At 64.7% G+C, this 15,226-nt stretch carries 16 protein-coding genes; 6 read left to right on the forward strand and 10 right to left on the reverse strand.

Translation table 11 applies throughout. The annotated features are described in order from the left end of the window. Positions 1-300: 300 nt before the first annotated feature. On the forward strand, positions 301-831 hold the full coding sequence (locus tag BLV04_RS08350; RefSeq protein ID WP_245731799.1) for a hypothetical protein: 531 nt from the start codon (positions 301-303) through the stop codon (positions 829-831). Between the two features lie 60 nt (positions 832-891). Here BLV04_RS08350 and BLV04_RS08355 read toward each other — a convergent pair whose 3' ends face one another. Then, a complete protein-coding gene (locus BLV04_RS08355; RefSeq protein ID WP_093029982.1) occupies positions 892-1,668 on the reverse strand; it encodes a L,D-transpeptidase in 777 nt (258 codons plus the stop codon). Between the two features lie 181 nt (positions 1,669-1,849). Between BLV04_RS08355 and BLV04_RS08360 the strand changes: the two genes are divergently transcribed. Both BLV04_RS08360 and BLV04_RS08365 read left to right on the forward strand, forming a co-directional pair. Further along, the gene (locus tag BLV04_RS08360; protein ID WP_093029984.1) at positions 1,850-5,320 is read left to right on the forward strand and encodes a class I SAM-dependent DNA methyltransferase; all 3,471 of its coding nucleotides are present in this window, start codon (positions 1,850-1,852) and stop codon (positions 5,318-5,320) included. A gap of 75 nt (positions 5,321-5,395) precedes the next feature. After that, complete coding sequence (locus BLV04_RS08365; RefSeq protein WP_281241828.1) at positions 5,396-5,710, forward strand: type II toxin-antitoxin system HicA family toxin; 315 nt, start codon at positions 5,396-5,398, stop codon at positions 5,708-5,710. A gap of 386 nt (positions 5,711-6,096) precedes the next feature. Here BLV04_RS08365 and BLV04_RS08370 read toward each other — a convergent pair whose 3' ends face one another. Beyond that, positions 6,097-7,032 carry a Gfo/Idh/MocA family protein gene (locus BLV04_RS08370; protein WP_093029988.1) on the reverse strand — a complete coding sequence of 312 codons (936 nt, stop codon included), beginning with the start codon at positions 7,030-7,032 and terminating at the stop codon, positions 6,097-6,099. 120 nt (positions 7,033-7,152) lie between these two features. Beyond that, entirely contained in the window at positions 7,153-7,320 is a 168-nt protein-coding gene (locus BLV04_RS24855) for a hypothetical protein (protein ID WP_175534544.1), read from the reverse strand. 158 nt (positions 7,321-7,478) lie between these two features. Here BLV04_RS24855 and apaG point away from each other — a divergent pair, with 158 nt between their 5' ends. After that, entirely contained in the window at positions 7,479-7,853 is a 375-nt protein-coding gene (gene apaG / locus BLV04_RS08375; protein WP_139191884.1) for a Co2+/Mg2+ efflux facilitator ApaG/CorD, read from the forward strand. 26 nt (positions 7,854-7,879) lie between these two features. Beyond that, a complete protein-coding gene (locus BLV04_RS08380) occupies positions 7,880-8,737 on the forward strand; it encodes a symmetrical bis(5'-nucleosyl)-tetraphosphatase (RefSeq protein ID WP_093029992.1) in 858 nt (285 codons plus the stop codon). On the opposite strand, the gene BLV04_RS08385 is transcribed toward BLV04_RS08380, so the two are convergent. Beyond that, positions 8,713-9,252, reverse strand: coding sequence for a dihydrofolate reductase (locus tag BLV04_RS08385; protein WP_093029994.1), 540 nt, complete (start codon positions 9,250-9,252; stop codon positions 8,713-8,715). The two genes, BLV04_RS08380 and BLV04_RS08385, sit on opposite strands and share 25 nt — an antisense overlap. A 123-nt stretch (positions 9,253-9,375) precedes the next feature. Between BLV04_RS08385 and BLV04_RS08390 the strand changes: the two genes are divergently transcribed. Continuing rightward, on the forward strand, positions 9,376-9,822 hold the full coding sequence (locus BLV04_RS08390) for a DUF29 domain-containing protein (protein ID WP_093029996.1): 447 nt from the start codon (positions 9,376-9,378) through the stop codon (positions 9,820-9,822). Between the two features lie 135 nt (positions 9,823-9,957). Here the strand turns inward: BLV04_RS08390 and BLV04_RS08395 are convergent, their stop codons facing one another. The 6 genes from BLV04_RS08395 to BLV04_RS08420 all read right to left on the reverse strand — a co-directional run bounded on the left by BLV04_RS08395 (position 9,958) and on the right by BLV04_RS08420 (position 15,215). Then, the gene (locus BLV04_RS08395) at positions 9,958-10,923 is read right to left on the reverse strand and encodes a helix-turn-helix transcriptional regulator (RefSeq protein WP_093029998.1); all 966 of its coding nucleotides are present in this window, start codon (positions 10,921-10,923) and stop codon (positions 9,958-9,960) included. Between the two features lie 10 nt (positions 10,924-10,933). Continuing rightward, positions 10,934-11,290, reverse strand: a complete 357-nt coding sequence (gene rsfS, locus BLV04_RS08400; protein ID WP_093030000.1) for a ribosome silencing factor — start codon at positions 11,288-11,290, stop codon at positions 10,934-10,936. Positions 11,291-11,434: 144 nt separating this feature from the next. Then, positions 11,435-12,064, reverse strand: coding sequence for a nicotinate-nucleotide adenylyltransferase (gene nadD, locus BLV04_RS08405; protein WP_093030002.1), 630 nt, complete (start codon positions 12,062-12,064; stop codon positions 11,435-11,437). A 58-nt stretch (positions 12,065-12,122) separates the two neighbouring features. Further along, on the reverse strand, positions 12,123-13,397 hold the full coding sequence (locus tag BLV04_RS08410; RefSeq protein ID WP_093030004.1) for a glutamate-5-semialdehyde dehydrogenase: 1,275 nt from the start codon (positions 13,395-13,397) through the stop codon (positions 12,123-12,125). Positions 13,398-13,597: 200 nt separating this feature from the next. Further along, positions 13,598-14,632, reverse strand: a complete 1,035-nt coding sequence (holA, locus tag BLV04_RS08415) for a DNA polymerase III subunit delta (RefSeq protein WP_093030006.1) — start codon at positions 14,630-14,632, stop codon at positions 13,598-13,600. Between the two features lie 25 nt (positions 14,633-14,657). Continuing rightward, on the reverse strand, positions 14,658-15,215 hold the full coding sequence (locus tag BLV04_RS08420; RefSeq protein WP_245731801.1) for an LPS-assembly lipoprotein LptE: 558 nt from the start codon (positions 15,213-15,215) through the stop codon (positions 14,658-14,660). Positions 15,216-15,226 lie beyond the last annotated feature (11 nt).

Here is a 15,226-nt window from a genome sequence, read left to right on the forward strand (position 1 = left end):
ACAGCGAACGTCTAGGGTGGAATCCCGGGTGATGCATAAAGCCATTCAGCGTCATGTTGGCGAGAGCCTCTGTGCACTCTTATAGTGACCTTTATGCTTTTCCGGCCCGCCGTGATCGGCTTCTTTACTCTACTCGTCAGCCATACAGGTTTGGTCGGCGCCGCATCGTCACATCCGATTTTAGATAACGCTCGGGAATCGTCGGTTTCGAGTCCACTTCCACCGGAGTACGTGATCGACCCGGACGGGTCCGTCACGCTGCGAGTTTGCTTTAACTGGTCATGTGCGCGCAGACAGACCATGACCTTCACTCCCACCGACATGGCACTTCTAAAAAGCCATATGGCGGTTTGTCCGGGCACACGTCTTCACGATAGATTACAGCATGTGCGTATCGGCATCTGGCAAATGCAATTGCTGGCACAAAAGCATCAGCCGTTGTTGGCCAACGACCTTGCCATCAACGATTTCGAGGCGGGAGTCGAGGGGCGGATGGATTGCGTCGATAGCGCCAGCAACACCACGACGTATCTGCATATTCTTCGGGATATTCGGGAATTACCCGGCTGGACGGTCGCATCGCCAAAAGTGCGCAGTCGTTTCGATCTCACGGCGGTTCACTGGACGGCCGTCATCATCGATAACGCGAGCGGACGTCCCTGGAGCGTTGACTCCTGGTATCGTCCGAACGGCCATCTGCCGATGGTCATGCCCTTGGCAAGCTGGATCGACAAGAAGAAAGCCTGGAAACCGCCGTTCGCACGCCTGAATTCGACCCCGCACTCAATCGACGAGCTCTGCAAAACGAATTTACACGTTTTAATCGATTAAACCGCGCCCGCCCCGACAGTCACAGAGGCTGCCGAGGTTGTTCCAATCCCGAAACACCAGCTACAGCGCCGGGCGCGATTTCGTTTCCGGCATGACATAAACGATGCCGGCCGTCCCGGCAAACAGGCGATGTATCACGTCCGTGAAGAATTCCGGTGGAACATTGATGCAGCCATAGGAAATACGGTTATCGAGCGGCGATGGACTGGCCAGGCGTTGCGGCCGGCGCTGCTCGGGTATGCTCGTCACGACCGGATGCATGGAGATGGCGTTTTTGTAGTCCAGCCAGAGGATTTCCTTGCCATGGGAATTGCGGCCCATAGCCGTCAGGAAACGACCCGCGGGGGTTGTACGATCCGCGGGGGGGATATGTGACATCCGCATGTCACTGATGCCGGGGGCGACGTCATCACCTATCCCCATACCCAGCAGCACGGGAGCCGCGCCCTTGAGCTGTCCGTCCGAGCTAAAGACATAGACCTTCGCGTTGACCTTATCGACAATCGCGAACGGCATGTTGAGATTGTCTCTTGAGCTGACCACCCAATCCGCCGTCTCCCGTGTCCTGCGCGATGCGTTCTCCGACCCAAAGTTGGCCCGTCCGGAGCTCAATGGCCTGGCCGTTTTTGGTTCCATCACGAACGGAACCTCGGCCTCTTGCGTATAGCTTGCATTGAGCATCGGGTTGAGCAGCTGAGCGGCGTCGTCCGCCTTCGTAGCGAGGCGCGGGCCGCACCCGACAATCAACAGAACGCAACACAGACTGAATGCCTGCATCCCGTTACGACCGCGCGCCCGGCGCTGGCCGCCGGTTGCTGGTAGCTCTATTGCACCCATTTCCAAACCCTCCCCTACGGCAGATCCTCCGCATGATCCAGCGATGCAGTGCCCGTGGTCAATGAGTTTGTCGCGAATACCCTGCTTGGCGTATGTCCATCACTCGGATGAGACGACGGGCGGCTTTCCAGGGACGCCCGGCCTATAATCGCGGTCTTTTCGCGTCCAGGGAGCAGCGGGCATGGTCGAGCAAACCGTCGAGACATTCATCAAGCGCTGGGGCGGCGGGACCAGCTACGGCGGCAACGAGCGCGCCAACCTGCAGATGTTCATCACCGAGCTCTGCACCCTGCTCGATCTGCCTCAGCCCGACCCGTCCGGCGCCAAGGTCGGCGACAACGGCTACGTCTTCGAGCGCAAGCTGACCGAACCCACCGCCGACGGCGGCCGGACCGCGCGCTCCTCCGACCTCTACCGGCGCGGCTGCTTCATCCTCGAAGGCAAGGACACCGGCAAGCAGACCGGCAGCAGCGGCTGGGACGCGGCCATCGTGAAGGCGCGGAACCAATCCGAGAACTACGCCCGTCTGCTGCCGCCCGAAGAGGGCCGCCCACCCTTTATCGTCGTCGTCGATGTCGGCCGAACCTTTACGCTCTACGCGGAGTTCAGCCGGTCGGGCGGCTACTATGTCGCCTTCCCGGACGCGCGCCGTCACACGATCCGCCTGGAGCAACTGCGCGATCCCAAAACGCGCGAGCTGTTGCGCACCCTCTGGCTGGATCCGCTCAGCCTCGACCCCACCCGCAACGCCGGCAAAATCACCCGCGCCCTCGCCGACCGGCTCGCCACCCTGGCCAAATCGCTCGAAGCCGACGGACACGCCCCCGAGCCGGTCGCCGCCTTTCTCATGCGCTGTCTCTTCACCATGTTCGCCGAGGACGTGGGTCTGCTGCCGGAGCGCAGCTTTGTCGAGCTGCTGGAGCGGCTGAAGGCCAAGCCGGAGTCGTTCTGCCCGCAACTGCGCAGCCTGTGGCAGACCATGAACGCAGGCGGCTTCTCGCCTGCGCTCGACGCCGAGGTCCTGCGCTTCAACGGCGGACTCTTCGCCGACTCCGGGGTCATTGCGCTCACCGCGCGGCAGATCGAATTGCTGCTTCACGCGGCCTGCGCCGACTGGCGTTCGGTCGAGCCGGCCATCTTCGGCACCCTGCTGGAGCGCGCCCTCGACCCGCGCGAGCGTCACAAGCTCGGTGCCCACTACACCCCGCGCGCCTATGTCGAGCGGCTGGTGCTGCCCACCGTCATCGAGCCGTTGCGCGCCGAATGGGCCGAGGTTCAGGCCGCCGCGCTGGCCTACCGGCAGAAGCGCAAGATCAAGGAGGCGGTGGCCGAGATCCGCGCCTTTCTCCACCAGTTGTCCCGGACGCGCGTCCTCGACCCGGCTTGCGGCAGCGGCAACTTTCTCTACGTCGCCCTGGAGCACATGAAGCGCCTGGAAGGCGAGGTGTTGGAAGTGCTCGGCAGCCTGGTCAAATCCGGCTCCTTCGAGCTGGAAGGGCTCACCGTCGATCCGCATCAGTTCATCGGGCTGGAGATCAACCCGCGCGCCGCGCGCATCGCCGAGATCGTGCTCTGGATCGGTTATCTGCAATGGCACTTTCGCACCTACGGCAAGGTCAACCCGCCCGAGCCGGTGCTGCGCGACTTCCACAACATCGAAAACCGCGACGCCCTGATCGACTACGACGCCGTGGAAGTGGTTTGCGACGCCGACGGCCAGCCGGTGACGCGCTGGGACGGCATCACCTTCAAGACCAGCCCGATCACCGGCGAGAAGATCCCGGACGAGACGGCGCAGGTCGAACAGCTTCGCTATCTCAACCCGCGCAAGGCCGCATGGCCGCAGGCGGATTTCATCGTGGGGAATCCGCCGTTCATCGGTGCGTCCACCATGCGTCGCGCCCTGGGCGATGGCTATGTGGACGCCGTGCGTCGCACCTGGCCGGAGGTGCCGGAGTCCGCGGATTTCGTCATGCACTGGTGGCACATCGCCGCCGAACAGGCCCGCGCAGGAGCGGCCAAACGCTTTGGCTTCATCACCACCAACTCGATTCGGCAGACCTTCAATCGGCGGGTGATTCAGGCGCAACTCGAAGCCAAGAATCCGCTGTCGCTCGCTTTCGCCATTCCCGATCATCCCTGGGTAGATGCGGCGGATGGGGCGCAGGTGCGGATTGCGATGACCGTGGGGACGGAAGGCGAACAGGAAGGCCGCTTGCTTCAGGTTTGCGAGGAGATCAACGGCGATCAGGATGAGATCGAGCTCAGGCTGCAGGAACGCCAGGGACGGATGTTTGCCGATTTGAAAACCGGCGCGAATGTAGCGTCGGCACAGCCACTGCGATCAACCTTCAACATCAGCTCGCCCGGCGTCAAGCTGCATGGGGCCGGTTTCATTGTTACGCCGGAGGAAGCCCAACAACTCGGTCTTGGCTCGGTTGCTGGTTTGGAACGGCATATCCGCGACTATCGCAATGGCCGTGATCTCACCCAGTCGCCCCGGGGCGCCATGCTCATCGATCTTTTCGGGCTGACCGCCGATGAGGTGCGCATTCAATTCCCGGCGGTCTATCAATGGGTACTGGAGCGGGTCAAACCGGAGCGCGATGCGAAAGGAAACACCAAGGACGGCGCCGGATATGCCGCTTTGTGGTGGATATTCGGAAAGCCTCGGCAAGAACTGCGAAAGCAACTCGTTGGCCTGCCGCGCCACATTGCGACCGTCGAGACTGCCAAGCACCGCACCTTCCAGTTTCTCGACGCCAAGATCATGCCCGACAACATGTTGATAAACATCGCCAGCGACGATGCCGCGATTCTCGGCGTACTGTCGAGCCGCCTGCATGTCGCTTGGGCGCTGGCCGCTGGCGGTCGCCTCGGTGTCGGCAACGATCCGCGCTACAACAAAACCCGCTGCTTCGAGACCTTTCCCTTCCCCGACGCCACGCCCGAGCAACAGACGACCATCCGTGCACTCGCCGAACAGCTCGACGCCCACCGCAAGCGCCGGCAGGCCGCCCATCCCGAGCTCACCCTGACCGGGATGTACAACCTGCTGGAAAAACTGCGCGCCGGCGCAAAGCTGACCGCCAAGGACAAGACCATTCATACGCAAGGGCTGGTGTCGCTCCTGCGCGAGCTGCACGACAACCTCGACCGCGCCGTCTTCGCCGCCTATGGCTGGGACGATCTGGCCGAGCGACTGGTCGGCCTGCCCGGTGCCACCACACCCCTGCCGGACAAGCCCGCCGCCCAGACCGAAGCGGAAGAAGAGCTGTTGCGCCGCCTCGTCGAGCTCAACGCCGAGCGCGCCGCGGAGGAATCCCGCGGCCGGATCCGCTGGCTGCGCCCGGACTACCAGAATCCCGGCGCCGCCGCGCCCGAACAGATCGCCGCCGACGTGAGCACCTCCGATACCACCGCCGCGACGTCCGCCGTCAAGGTCCGCAAACTGACTTGGCCGAAAGGCATGCGCGAACAGATCGCCGCCGTGCTCGACGGCCTCGGCGGTCAGACCCTGACGCTGGAAGAACTGTCCGCCCGCTTCAAGGACCCCGCGAAAACCACGCCCCTGATCGTCGAAGCCCTGGCCGCGCTGGAGGATCTCGGCAGGGCCGAGCGCGCGAACGATCGTTACCGGGCGGCGGGCTGACGGCCCGCGGGCTTTCAACGCCTCCGGCAGGTCGGCATCGAAGCGGATGGTGGACTAGACCTGGAGTGGTCGCGGATCGAAGCGCTGCTGGTCGCCGTCGGCTGCCTGGTGATCGAAGGCAGCGGATCGGCCGTCACCTTCGAGAAAGACGGCCGTAAAGCCAACTTTCATCGGCCGCACCCGCGCAAAGAGGCGCCTAGGCGATTTCCGGGAAACCGCATATCAACTGTGGGTCGGGCTTCAGCCCGACAAGAACGCATCAGGATGGCGATACCGCCGAATCGGACTCAAGTCCGACCCACAGTGCGCCGGGGGGCGTCGTTCCAGGCGACGAGGTCGCTATGGTCGGGGACAAGAGGCTCCGGAAATCGCCTAAGATGTCCGCTGTAGTTCACGCGCACAACCGCCTTGCCCTTGCCGTTCGGGGCATCGAACACGAACAACAGCGCCTGATCGAGCGTATCGAGACGTGATGGAGACGTTCGGCGCCACGGCGTTTCGCCAGGGCTTGGAGGAGGTGTCGAAGGGCGGATCCAGCAGTTGAATCGCATCCTGCAACTGGTCGCGGAACCCGAAGGCACCGCCGGACTGGCACTTGGCAAAAACCTACGGCATCGGCGACGGCAGCCCAAAAAGCCCTTCGAACGGCATAACTAAAATCAAAATGATCTTAAAAACAATGAATTCCTAAACCGCTTCTGCTGCAGCGCCCATTGATGGCTCGGACGCAGCGGCTAAAGAATCCCGACGCATGTCAAGCCGGACGCGGTTTAGTTTTAGTGCCCGGTGCGGGCGCGGACTTCCAGGGCGACCTCGAGCGCGTTCAAGCCCGTCTGCCCGTCCACCAGCGGCGGGGAGCCCTCGCGGATACAGCGCACGAACTCGGCGAGCTCCAGATCCAGCGGCTTCACCGGCTCGACACTGATGCGCTCGCGCGTGATCTCCGGGCGTGTCGCTCCGGCGGTCGTGCGGGGGGCGGCGATATCGATGGTCTGCTCGATGAAGTCGAGCGAGAGGTAGCTGCCGGGTTGGAAGACCCGGATCCGGCGCGTGGTCTTCTCCGAGACGCGGCTGGCGACGACGTTTGCGACGGTGCCTTGGTCGAACTCCAGTCGGGCACTCGCGATATCCACGTGATCCGTCAGCACGGATGCGCCCACGGCGGAGATGTTCGCGATCCGGCCGCCGACCAACGAGAGGATGATGTCGATGTCGTGGATCATGAGATCGGAGACCACGTCGACATCGGTCGCACGCTCGGTGAATCCGCCCATCCGTTGGGCCTCGATGTATACAGGCGCGTGGATACGCTGCGCGAGCGCCATGACCCCTGCGTTGAATCGCTCGACATGACCGATCTGCAGGAGTGCATGATGCTCGCGCGCCAGGCGGACGATCTCGATCCCGTCGGCCAGACTCGCCGCGATCGGCTTTTCGAGCAGAACGGGTATCCCACGCGAGAGGAAAGGCGCCGCCGCCTCCAGATGCGCAGTCGTCGGGACCACGATGCTGACCGCGTCGACCCGTCCGATGACCTCCTCGATCCGCGCATAGACGGCACATCCGGCCTCGGCGGCGACCGCCGCGGCGCGGGCCGGGTCGACGTCGACCACGCCCGCCAGCTCGACATCCGGCATGCGCGAATAGATCAGGGCATGGAAGCGCCCCAGATAACCGACACCGATGACGGCGACGCGGAGTTTATCGGACATAGGCTGCTACCGGATGCGTTGTTGAGCCTCGGAGATTCTCCGGGACAGGCCGTCGGCGTGCGGCGCTCCCTCCCGAGAATCGGTTGATGTCGCGTCGATCCTCCCGGAAAGCGGTCGTCTTCAGCCGCCGAAATTGTTCGGCGCGACCGCCTGCTTGGCGATCGGGGTGCGCTCGACACCCGAGTAGAGTCCGATCTGGTACGCCAAAGTCGCCGCCATCCCGATGATCGCAAAAGCGATCACCAACACCACGAGATCGGGCTTCGGAGGAGATGACTTGGGACGCATGGGCAAGCCGACCTGTTGTTGCGACTGTGGTTGCGTGGCTCGCTGTTCTTGCGGGACACCGAAATGTGAGTAGGGGCTCCGATGCGCCTGGATCGCGCGACGGGGCCATGTGTATTATCACGCGATCCGATGCGCTTGTCTGCGACGTGGAGGTTCAGGTGAAAGAGTTTTCGATCAAGATTTCGGCCAATAGTCAGTACCAACCGGAGCGGTCTTCCCCCGACGAAGGTCGCTATGTGTTCGCTTATACGATCGTGATCGAGAATCACGGCGGCCAATCGGCACGCCTGCTCGATCGGCACTGGATCATTACCGACGCGGACGGCAAGGCCCAAGAGGTCCGGGGAGAGGGTGTCGTCGGCGAGCAACCGCACCTGAAGCCGGGGGAGCGTTTCGAGTACACGAGCGGCACCATCATCGCCACCCCGATCGGCAGCATGCACGGCAGCTACGGCATGATCGGCGACGACGGAACCCGCTTCGATGCCGATATCCCCGCCTTCTCGCTGGCCTCCGCAATGACCATTCACTGAGCCGGACTGCCGGGACCGACGCGGCCATGTCCATCTATGCCGTCGGCGACATCCAGGGGTGCTATCGGGAGCTGCGGCAACTGCTCGACAGGCTCCGGTTCGATCCGGGCGTCGACCGACTCTGGCTCGTCGGCGACCTGGTCAATCGCGGGCCGGAATCGCTCGCCGTTCTGCGGTTCGTGCACGATCTGGGCGATTGCGCCGTCACGGTCCTCGGCAACCACGATCTGCATCTCCTTGCGCTGGCCGAGGGCAACACCCGGCACGCCGGCAAGAGCACGCTCGACCAGGTGCTGCGGGCGCCGGACCGCGACGCGCTCCTGCACTGGCTGCGCCATCGCCCCTTGCTTCACCATGATCCCGACGTCGGCTTCGCGATGATCCATGCCGGTCTGCCGCCGCAATGGAGCCTTGCGGACGCGCAGGCCTGCGCGCAGGAGCTGGAGTCGACCCTGCGCGGCCCGGACTTCCGCGCTTATCTGATGGCGATGTACGGCAACAAACCGAAACGCTGGTCACCCGATCTCACCGGCACGGACCGTTTGCGCTTCATCACCAACTGCCTGACCCGACTGCGGTTCTGCGCGTCCGACGGTGCACTTGCGTTGGGCGAGAAGGGCGAGATCGGCAGCCAATCGGCGGGGCGTCTGCCCTGGTTTCGGATGCCGGATCGGCGCTCCCGCGACGCCCGGATCATCTTCGGCCACTGGTCCACCATCGGCTATCTCGCCGAGCACAACGTCTGGGGGCTGGACAGCGGCTGTCTCTGGGGCGGCGCGCTGACCGCGATCCGGATCGACGGCGCCGGAGACGGAGACGAAAAGAGGTCGATCACACCCATCCAGATCGACTGCGCTGGCTATCTGCGGCCCGGATCGGAGTGAAGCGCGGGTACGCGGCGAAGCTCCAAGAAGGTCATGGCATGCGCGTTGCCCGCGTCGGCCGGACGCTCGACCCGGCTTACCTCGACCCAATCCGCCGGATCCCAGCGCGGAAACCAGGCATCGCCCTCGATAGCGGCATGTACCAATGTCAAATAGAGTCCGTCGGCGCGCGGCAGCGCCTCGGCATAGAGCGCCGCCCCTCCGACGATCAACAGTTCGGCCACCGGCCCGGCCGCCTCGATCGCGGCATCCAGAGAATCCACCACGAGGCAGCCTTCCGGACGAAAGGCCGGATCACGTGAGAGGACGATGTGGCGTCGGCGCGGCAAGACCCCGGGCAGGGATTCCCAGGTCCGTCGCCCCATGACGATCGTCTTGTCGAGCGTGAGCTGTTTGAAATGCCCCAGGTCGGCCGGAAGATGCCAAGGCAGGCGATTCTCCCGACCGATCACGCCGTTGTCCGCGATCGCGGCAACCAGGCTGAGGGGTGGAGCTTGGCGTTCGGTCGATGTCATGGCGGATCATCTTGTCTGAAGGGCTGGGCGTGCGAATACATTCGCACCTACACGCCGGTTGCTCCTTTCCCGGACAGCACCTCATCATACCCGCAACGCTGCAGCCATTCGCGGAGGACACAGATGCAGAGCACCTACGACCTTGATTTCTATGCTTGGGCCAACACCCAAGCCGCGCTCCTGCGCAGCGGACGGATCGACCAGGCCGACATTGAACACATCGCCGAGGAGATCGAGAGCATGGGCAAGAGCGAGTTGCGGGAGCTTGAAAACCGACTCGCACGGCTGTTTACGCATCTGCTCAAGTGGCAATTCCAGCCCAATCGGCGCAGTCGAAGTTGGACACTGACGATCAAGGAGCAGCGCCGACGTCTTCATCGGCACCTCGCACAGAACCCGAGTCTCAAGGCGAAGTTGGAACAAGCGGTCCTTGACGCGTATGGCGATGCCATCCTAGAGGCGGCCCGCGAAACCGGCCTCGCCGAGGAGACATTCCCGCCGGTCTGCCCCTTCACCATCGAGCAGATCCTGAACGACGAGGGACCGGGCAACGAACCGAAAGCCATGTAGGGGCGACTTCAGTCGCCGAATCACGACGATGGCTCCTTTTCCATAAATAATCCTAAACCGCGTCACCTCCGACGCTCAAGGATCCGGCCGAGGCAGCTCCAATCCAAAAACGATGCATTTCGCTCCGGACGCGGTTTAGCCGTACCGCGCCAGCGCCGCGGCGAGGCGACTCCGGACCAGATCGCGCAGGATCGCCGGCTCGACGACCTCGACATCCGGCCCATACCTGAGCACATCCATCGTCAGCTCGTGCGCATGACTGTAGGGGATACGCAGCTCGTAGCGCCCGTCCTCCAGAAAACGCCCCGACTGATCCCGATGCCAGTGCTCCTTCGCGACCCAGCGGGCGCGCTCGGGGCTGAATCGCAGCACCGCCGTCTGCTGCGGTGCACCGGCAAAGATCCCGTAGGAGACGGCGAAGTGTCGATCGAGATCCTCGTCCGCCACCGGCAAGGCAGGCGTGGACAGCGGACGCGCGGCCTCGATGGCATCCAGGGCGAAGGTCCGCAGACCCTCGCGCAGATGGCACCAGGCGTCGAGATACCAGTTGTCGCGGTAGTAGGTGAGACGCTGGGGCGAGACCTCGCGGTCGCTGTGCCGATCGTCGCCGCGATTGAAATAGCGGATCCAGAGCCGCTGATGTTGCGCCAAGCCGCCGGCGACCGTCTGAAAATGTCGACCGCCGCGACGCGCGCCCACCTGCATGATGCGCACCCGTGCCGAAAGCCCGTCGAAGCCCGGGCGTTGCAGCTCGAGCAGATCGCCGATGCGTTTCTGCAGCGGCTTGAGATGCGGGTCGAGCAGACCGGGCTCGACGCTCGTCAAGAGCTGCTGCACCGTCAGCAGGGCATGCAGCTCGGAGGCGTTGAACCAGAGACCGGGCAGCTCGTACATCGCGCCGTCGGCCAGATCGTATTTGTAGCCGTTGTGATCCCGGTCGTAGACGATCGGGGCGTTCAGGTGCAGACGCATGTCCTCGATGAGCCGCTTGATGGTCGCGCGCGAGCACTCGAGCGCCTCCTCCAATCGCTGCCGCGAGACCGGATGTCGAGCCGCCTGAAGGATGCGATTGAGCTCGAAGATCCGGTCGAAGCGGTCCACCGGGTCGGCCCTAAACGGGAACGGCGGCGACCTTCGCGACGGCAGCCGGTGCGGCCCAGAGCTTTTCGAGGTTGTAGAAGTCGCGCACCTTGGGGAGCATGACATGCACCACGACCCCGTTGAGGTCCACCAGCGCCCACTCGCCCTCGGTGACGCCCTCCATCCCCAGCGGGGTCTCGCCCGCCTCCTTCGACTTGTAGGCCACGGTCTCCGCGATGGCCTTCACATGCCGATCCGAGGTGCCGGAGGCGACGATCATATAGTCCGTGATGGCGGTCTTACCCCGCACGTCCATCACCTCGACGTCGCGGGCCTTCATGTCGTTCAAGGTCTCGACGACCAGTTCCCGAAGTGTCTCAAGCTGCATGCGATCTCCTCTGCGTTTGAATTAAACCGCGCCCAGCGCGGTATGCGATGTTTTTCGATGGGATCGGCCCCGGCGGACTTGACGACCGCTGGAGCTGGCGCGGTTTAAGATATTAAAAAATATATAATTCGGTGGGCCTCCGGCCTACCGATACAAACCTTCCGCCGCGATGATCGAGATCACCGCATCGGGCAGGAGCCAGCGGGGACTTAGATCCTGTCGGATCAGCTCGCGCACACGGGTTGCCGAGACATCGATCTGAGTCACATCCTGAAAGAGGATGCGGCCGGCCGGCGTCTCTGCCAAGTCGCCGGCCCGGTCCCGGATACGCCCCGCGCAGAACGCCTGCAGGGCAGGATCCAGCGCGTCGGACGCACCCGGGCGCCGCATCACCACGAGATGCGCCAGGTCCAGGATGTCGGCCGGGCGATGCCAGTCCAGAAAGCCCGCAAAGGCGTCGGCGCCGATCAGCAGACACAAGGGGCGTTCTCGACCCAGCTCGGCGCGCAGCGAGACCAGGGTGTCGTAGGTGTAGGAGCCGCCCGGCCGCTCGATCTCGCGGGCGTCCGCGACGAATCCCGGCTGCCCGACGATTGCGGCCTCCAACATGGCCAGGCGCTGCGCCGAGGGGGCGACCGGCGGTGCACGATGCACCGCGACATTGAGCGGAACAAGCCGGATCTCGTCCAGGCCGAGAGCTTGGAGACAATCGAGCGCCGGGCGCAGATGTCCGAAGTGGATGGGGTCGAAGGTGCCGCCGAGGATGCCGATCATCAAGGCGTCGACGCGCGAGCAGCGGCACGATCCGCAAACCCACTCGGTCCCTCGGCCATCAGGTGCGGACCTCGCCGTCGCCCAGCACCACGAACTTCACCGAGGTCAGACCCTCGAGCCCGACCGGGCCGCGCGCATGAAACTTGTCCGTGCTGATCCCGATCTCCGCTCCCAAGCCGTACTCGAACCCATCGGCAAAGCGCGTGGAGGCGTTGACCATGACGGAGCTCGAATCGACCTCGCGCAGGAAGCGTCGAGCACGGCTGTAGTCCTCGGTAACGATCGCATCCGTATGGGCCGAGCCGTGCGCGGCGATGTGATCCATGGCGGCATCGAGCCCGGAGACGACCCGGATGGCGAGGATCGGGGCCAGGTACTCGGTGTCCCAGTCGGCCTCGGTCGCGGCAATCGTCCCGGGCAGGATCTCGCGGGTGCGCGCGCAGCCCCGCAGCTCGACACCCTTCTCCCGATAAGCGCTCGCCAGACGCGGCAGGATGGTCGCCGCGACGGCCTCGTCGACCAAGAGGGTCTCCATGGTGTTGCAGGTGCCGTAGCGTTGCGTCTTGGCGTTCATGGCGATGGCGAACGCCTTGTCCGGATCGGCATCGGCGTCGATGAAGACATGACAGATGCCGTCGAGATGCTTGATGACCGGGACCCGCGCATCGCGGCTGATCCGTTCGATCAGACCCTTGCCGCCGCGCGGGATGATGACGTCGACGAACTCGGGCATGGCAATCATGGCCCCGACCGCCGCACGATCGGTCGTGGCGACCACCTGCACGCCGTCGGCGGGTAGACCGGCCTCGACCAGCCCCTGCCCGATACAGGCCGCGATCGCCTGATTCGACTCGAAGGCCTCCGATCCCCCGCGCAGCAGCGTCGCATTTCCCGATTTGAGACAGAGCCCGGCGGCATCCGCGGTCACGTTGGGCCGCGACTCGTAGATGATGCCCACGACACCCAGCGGCACACGCATGCGCCCGACCTGGATGCCGGACGGGCGGTAATCCAGATCCGTGATGGCGCCGATCGGATCCGGCAGGGCCGCGATCTGGCGCAGGCCCTCGATCATGGTGTCGATACGCCCCTCGGTCAGCTCGAGCCGATCGAGCAGCGCGGCATCCAGACCCTTGGCCGCACCCTGCTCGAGGTCGATCCGGTTGGCCGCGACAATGGCGCCGCGCCGGGCATCGATCGCGTTGGCGATCGCCGACAGTGCATCGTTCTTCTGGCGAGTCGTCGCCCGCGCCAAACCGCGCGATGCGGCACGGGCGCGGCGTCCAAGGTCAGCCATGTAGGCGTCGATATCGGTGATCTGTCGTTCGCTCATCTCGGACCTAAACCGCGCTCGGCGCGGTTTGCGATGTTTTTGGATGGGATCGGCCCCGGCAGACTTGACGACCGTTGGAGCCGGCGCGGTTTTCGGAATCAGTGTAAGACGCCGCCCGGGGTCTGTATAGCCGAAAAGGGGCTATAGATCAGACGGAAGCGGCCGCTGCGTGGACACGAGAAGACCCGGCCGAACCCGTCTCAGCGCTGCGGAACCGGCCGACCGGCCCGAAAGCCGCCGGCGGCCAAGGCATCGGCGACCACGGCCAAGCGGTGCCAGGGATCGCCGACGGCGAGCCCCTTGATCGACTGATCGATCAGCGAACACTGATGGAGCAGCGCGCGCAGCAGGGTCGGCGAGAGACGCGACAGGGCGCGTTCCATTGCCGCAAGACGTTGCGGCGGCATACGCGCATCCCCCGCACCCGGTGCACGCGCGCCGCCCGCCCGCGCCCCGGCCGCTTCGGCCAGGGTCCGAAGCTCCCGCGCCAGGACCCAGAGCACCAGGACGTCCGCGGTTCCTTCGGCGCGCAGAACCGTGAGCACCCGCTGGGTGCGCGCGCGGTCTCCGGTCAAGGCCGCGTCGGTCAGCGAAAAGAGGTCGAAACGGGCGCTGTCGGCAAGGTTTCCGAGCAGGTCGGCGAGCGCGAGCGGCCCCGGGTCGCGCAGCAGACGCTGCTTCTCGATCTCCTGCACCGCCGCCAGCAGGTTGCCTTCGGCACGTTCGGCCAGCAGCTCGGCCACGCCCGGCCCCGGCTGCAGCCCGACCGATTGCAGACGCTGTCCGAGCCACTGCACCAGCTCCCGACCCTTCAATGGCCAGACCTGCACCAGCGCACCAACCGACTCGACCCGCTTGGCCCATTGACTCAGCAGCTCCTTGCGATCCAGCTCGGGCGCGATGATCAGCAGCAGATTGTCCGGACAGGGCCGATCGCAATAGGCGCGCACCGCCGCACCCCCGTCCTTGCCGAGCTTCGCCGTGCCGATGCGCAGCTCGATCAACTTGCGCGACGAGAAGAGCGACATGGCATCGGCCGAGGCGGCCAAGGCGTGCCAGTCGAATGCGGCGTCCTGATCCAGGACCTCGCGCTCGGTAAAACCCTGACGGCGGGCCGCCTCGCGGATCAGACGCGCCGCCTCGCCGAGCTGGTAGGGCTCGTCGCCGCAGACCAGGTACAGCGGGGCCAGGCCGCGGGACAAGGCGTCTTGGAGCTGGTTGAAGCGTAGGCGCATGGGCTCGGGGTCCGGGCGAGTCAGATCAGAGCAGCGTCACACGCAGACGCATCAGGATCCGATCTGCGGCGTCGCGCGCGAAATCTTGATAGATCAGCTCCTCTTCGAGCTGTTTGCCGAGGACCTCAACATCCGGATTGTCGAAGTTGCGGATCAGATCGAGCGACTGGCCCGGCACCTTCTGTGCCCCGTCGGGCGTGACGGCGTCGTAGCTCACCAGATAGTGAAGCTCGTAGGCCAGGACGCGACCGCCCGAGTCGACGGCCACCACTTGCGAGTACCGACTCTCCGAGAGGATCCGCAGAATCAGGTTCGCCTCGCCCGCCGTGGCCGCCAGGGCGACGTCGCCGCCCGCGAGTTGATCGACGAGGGCTGCGCGTACCGGCGAGTTGCCGGCGGCCTGGATGTAGACCGGATTCAGCTCGGCCGGGATCTCCACGACGCCCCGCAAGCGAAAACCGCAGCCGAGCTGAGCAAGACAAACGAGCCCTAGGATCAGGAGAACGGCGGCTCGCCCCCACGTCACGGAGCGAGCGCGCGACGAGTCACCGATCCGTCCGGCGGCCGGGGCATGAACGCGCATCACGGGTCGGA

This window comes from Thiocapsa roseopersicina, assembly GCF_900106925.1.
GTDB lineage: Bacteria > Pseudomonadota > Gammaproteobacteria > Chromatiales > Chromatiaceae > Thiocapsa > Thiocapsa roseopersicina.

Bases quoted from the DNA above. Each gene is read 5' to 3' on its own strand.
- BLV04_RS08385 (WP_093029994.1), bottom strand. From the start codon at position 9,252: ATGACATCGACCGAACGCCAAGCTCCACCCCTCAGCCTGGTTGCCGCG.
- BLV04_RS08410 (WP_093030004.1), bottom strand. From the start codon at position 13,397: ATGAGCGAACGACAGATCACCGATATCGACGCCTACATGGCTGACCTT.
- BLV04_RS08420 (WP_245731801.1), bottom strand. From the start codon at position 15,215: ATGCGCGTTCATGCCCCGGCCGCCGGACGGATCGGTGACTCGTCGCGC.
- BLV04_RS08390 (WP_093029996.1), top strand. From the start codon at position 9,376: ATGCAGAGCACCTACGACCTTGATTTCTATGCTTGGGCCAACACCCAA.
- BLV04_RS08360 (WP_093029984.1), top strand. From the start codon at position 1,850: ATGGTCGAGCAAACCGTCGAGACATTCATCAAGCGCTGGGGCGGCGGG.
- BLV04_RS08370 (WP_093029988.1), bottom strand. From the start codon at position 7,032: ATGTCCGATAAACTCCGCGTCGCCGTCATCGGTGTCGGTTATCTGGGG.
- rsfS (WP_093030000.1), bottom strand. From the start codon at position 11,290: ATGCAGCTTGAGACACTTCGGGAACTGGTCGTCGAGACCTTGAACGAC.
- BLV04_RS08355 (WP_093029982.1), bottom strand. From the start codon at position 1,668: ATGGGTGCAATAGAGCTACCAGCAACCGGCGGCCAGCGCCGGGCGCGC.
- nadD (WP_093030002.1), bottom strand. From the start codon at position 12,064: ATGATCGGCATCCTCGGCGGCACCTTCGACCCCATCCACTTCGGACAT.
- BLV04_RS08350 (WP_245731799.1), top strand. From the start codon at position 301: ATGACCTTCACTCCCACCGACATGGCACTTCTAAAAAGCCATATGGCG.
- BLV04_RS08380 (WP_093029992.1), top strand. From the start codon at position 7,880: ATGTCCATCTATGCCGTCGGCGACATCCAGGGGTGCTATCGGGAGCTG.
- holA (WP_093030006.1), bottom strand. From the start codon at position 14,632: ATGCGCCTACGCTTCAACCAGCTCCAAGACGCCTTGTCCCGCGGCCTG.
- BLV04_RS24855 (WP_175534544.1), bottom strand. From the start codon at position 7,320: ATGCGTCCCAAGTCATCTCCTCCGAAGCCCGATCTCGTGGTGTTGGTG.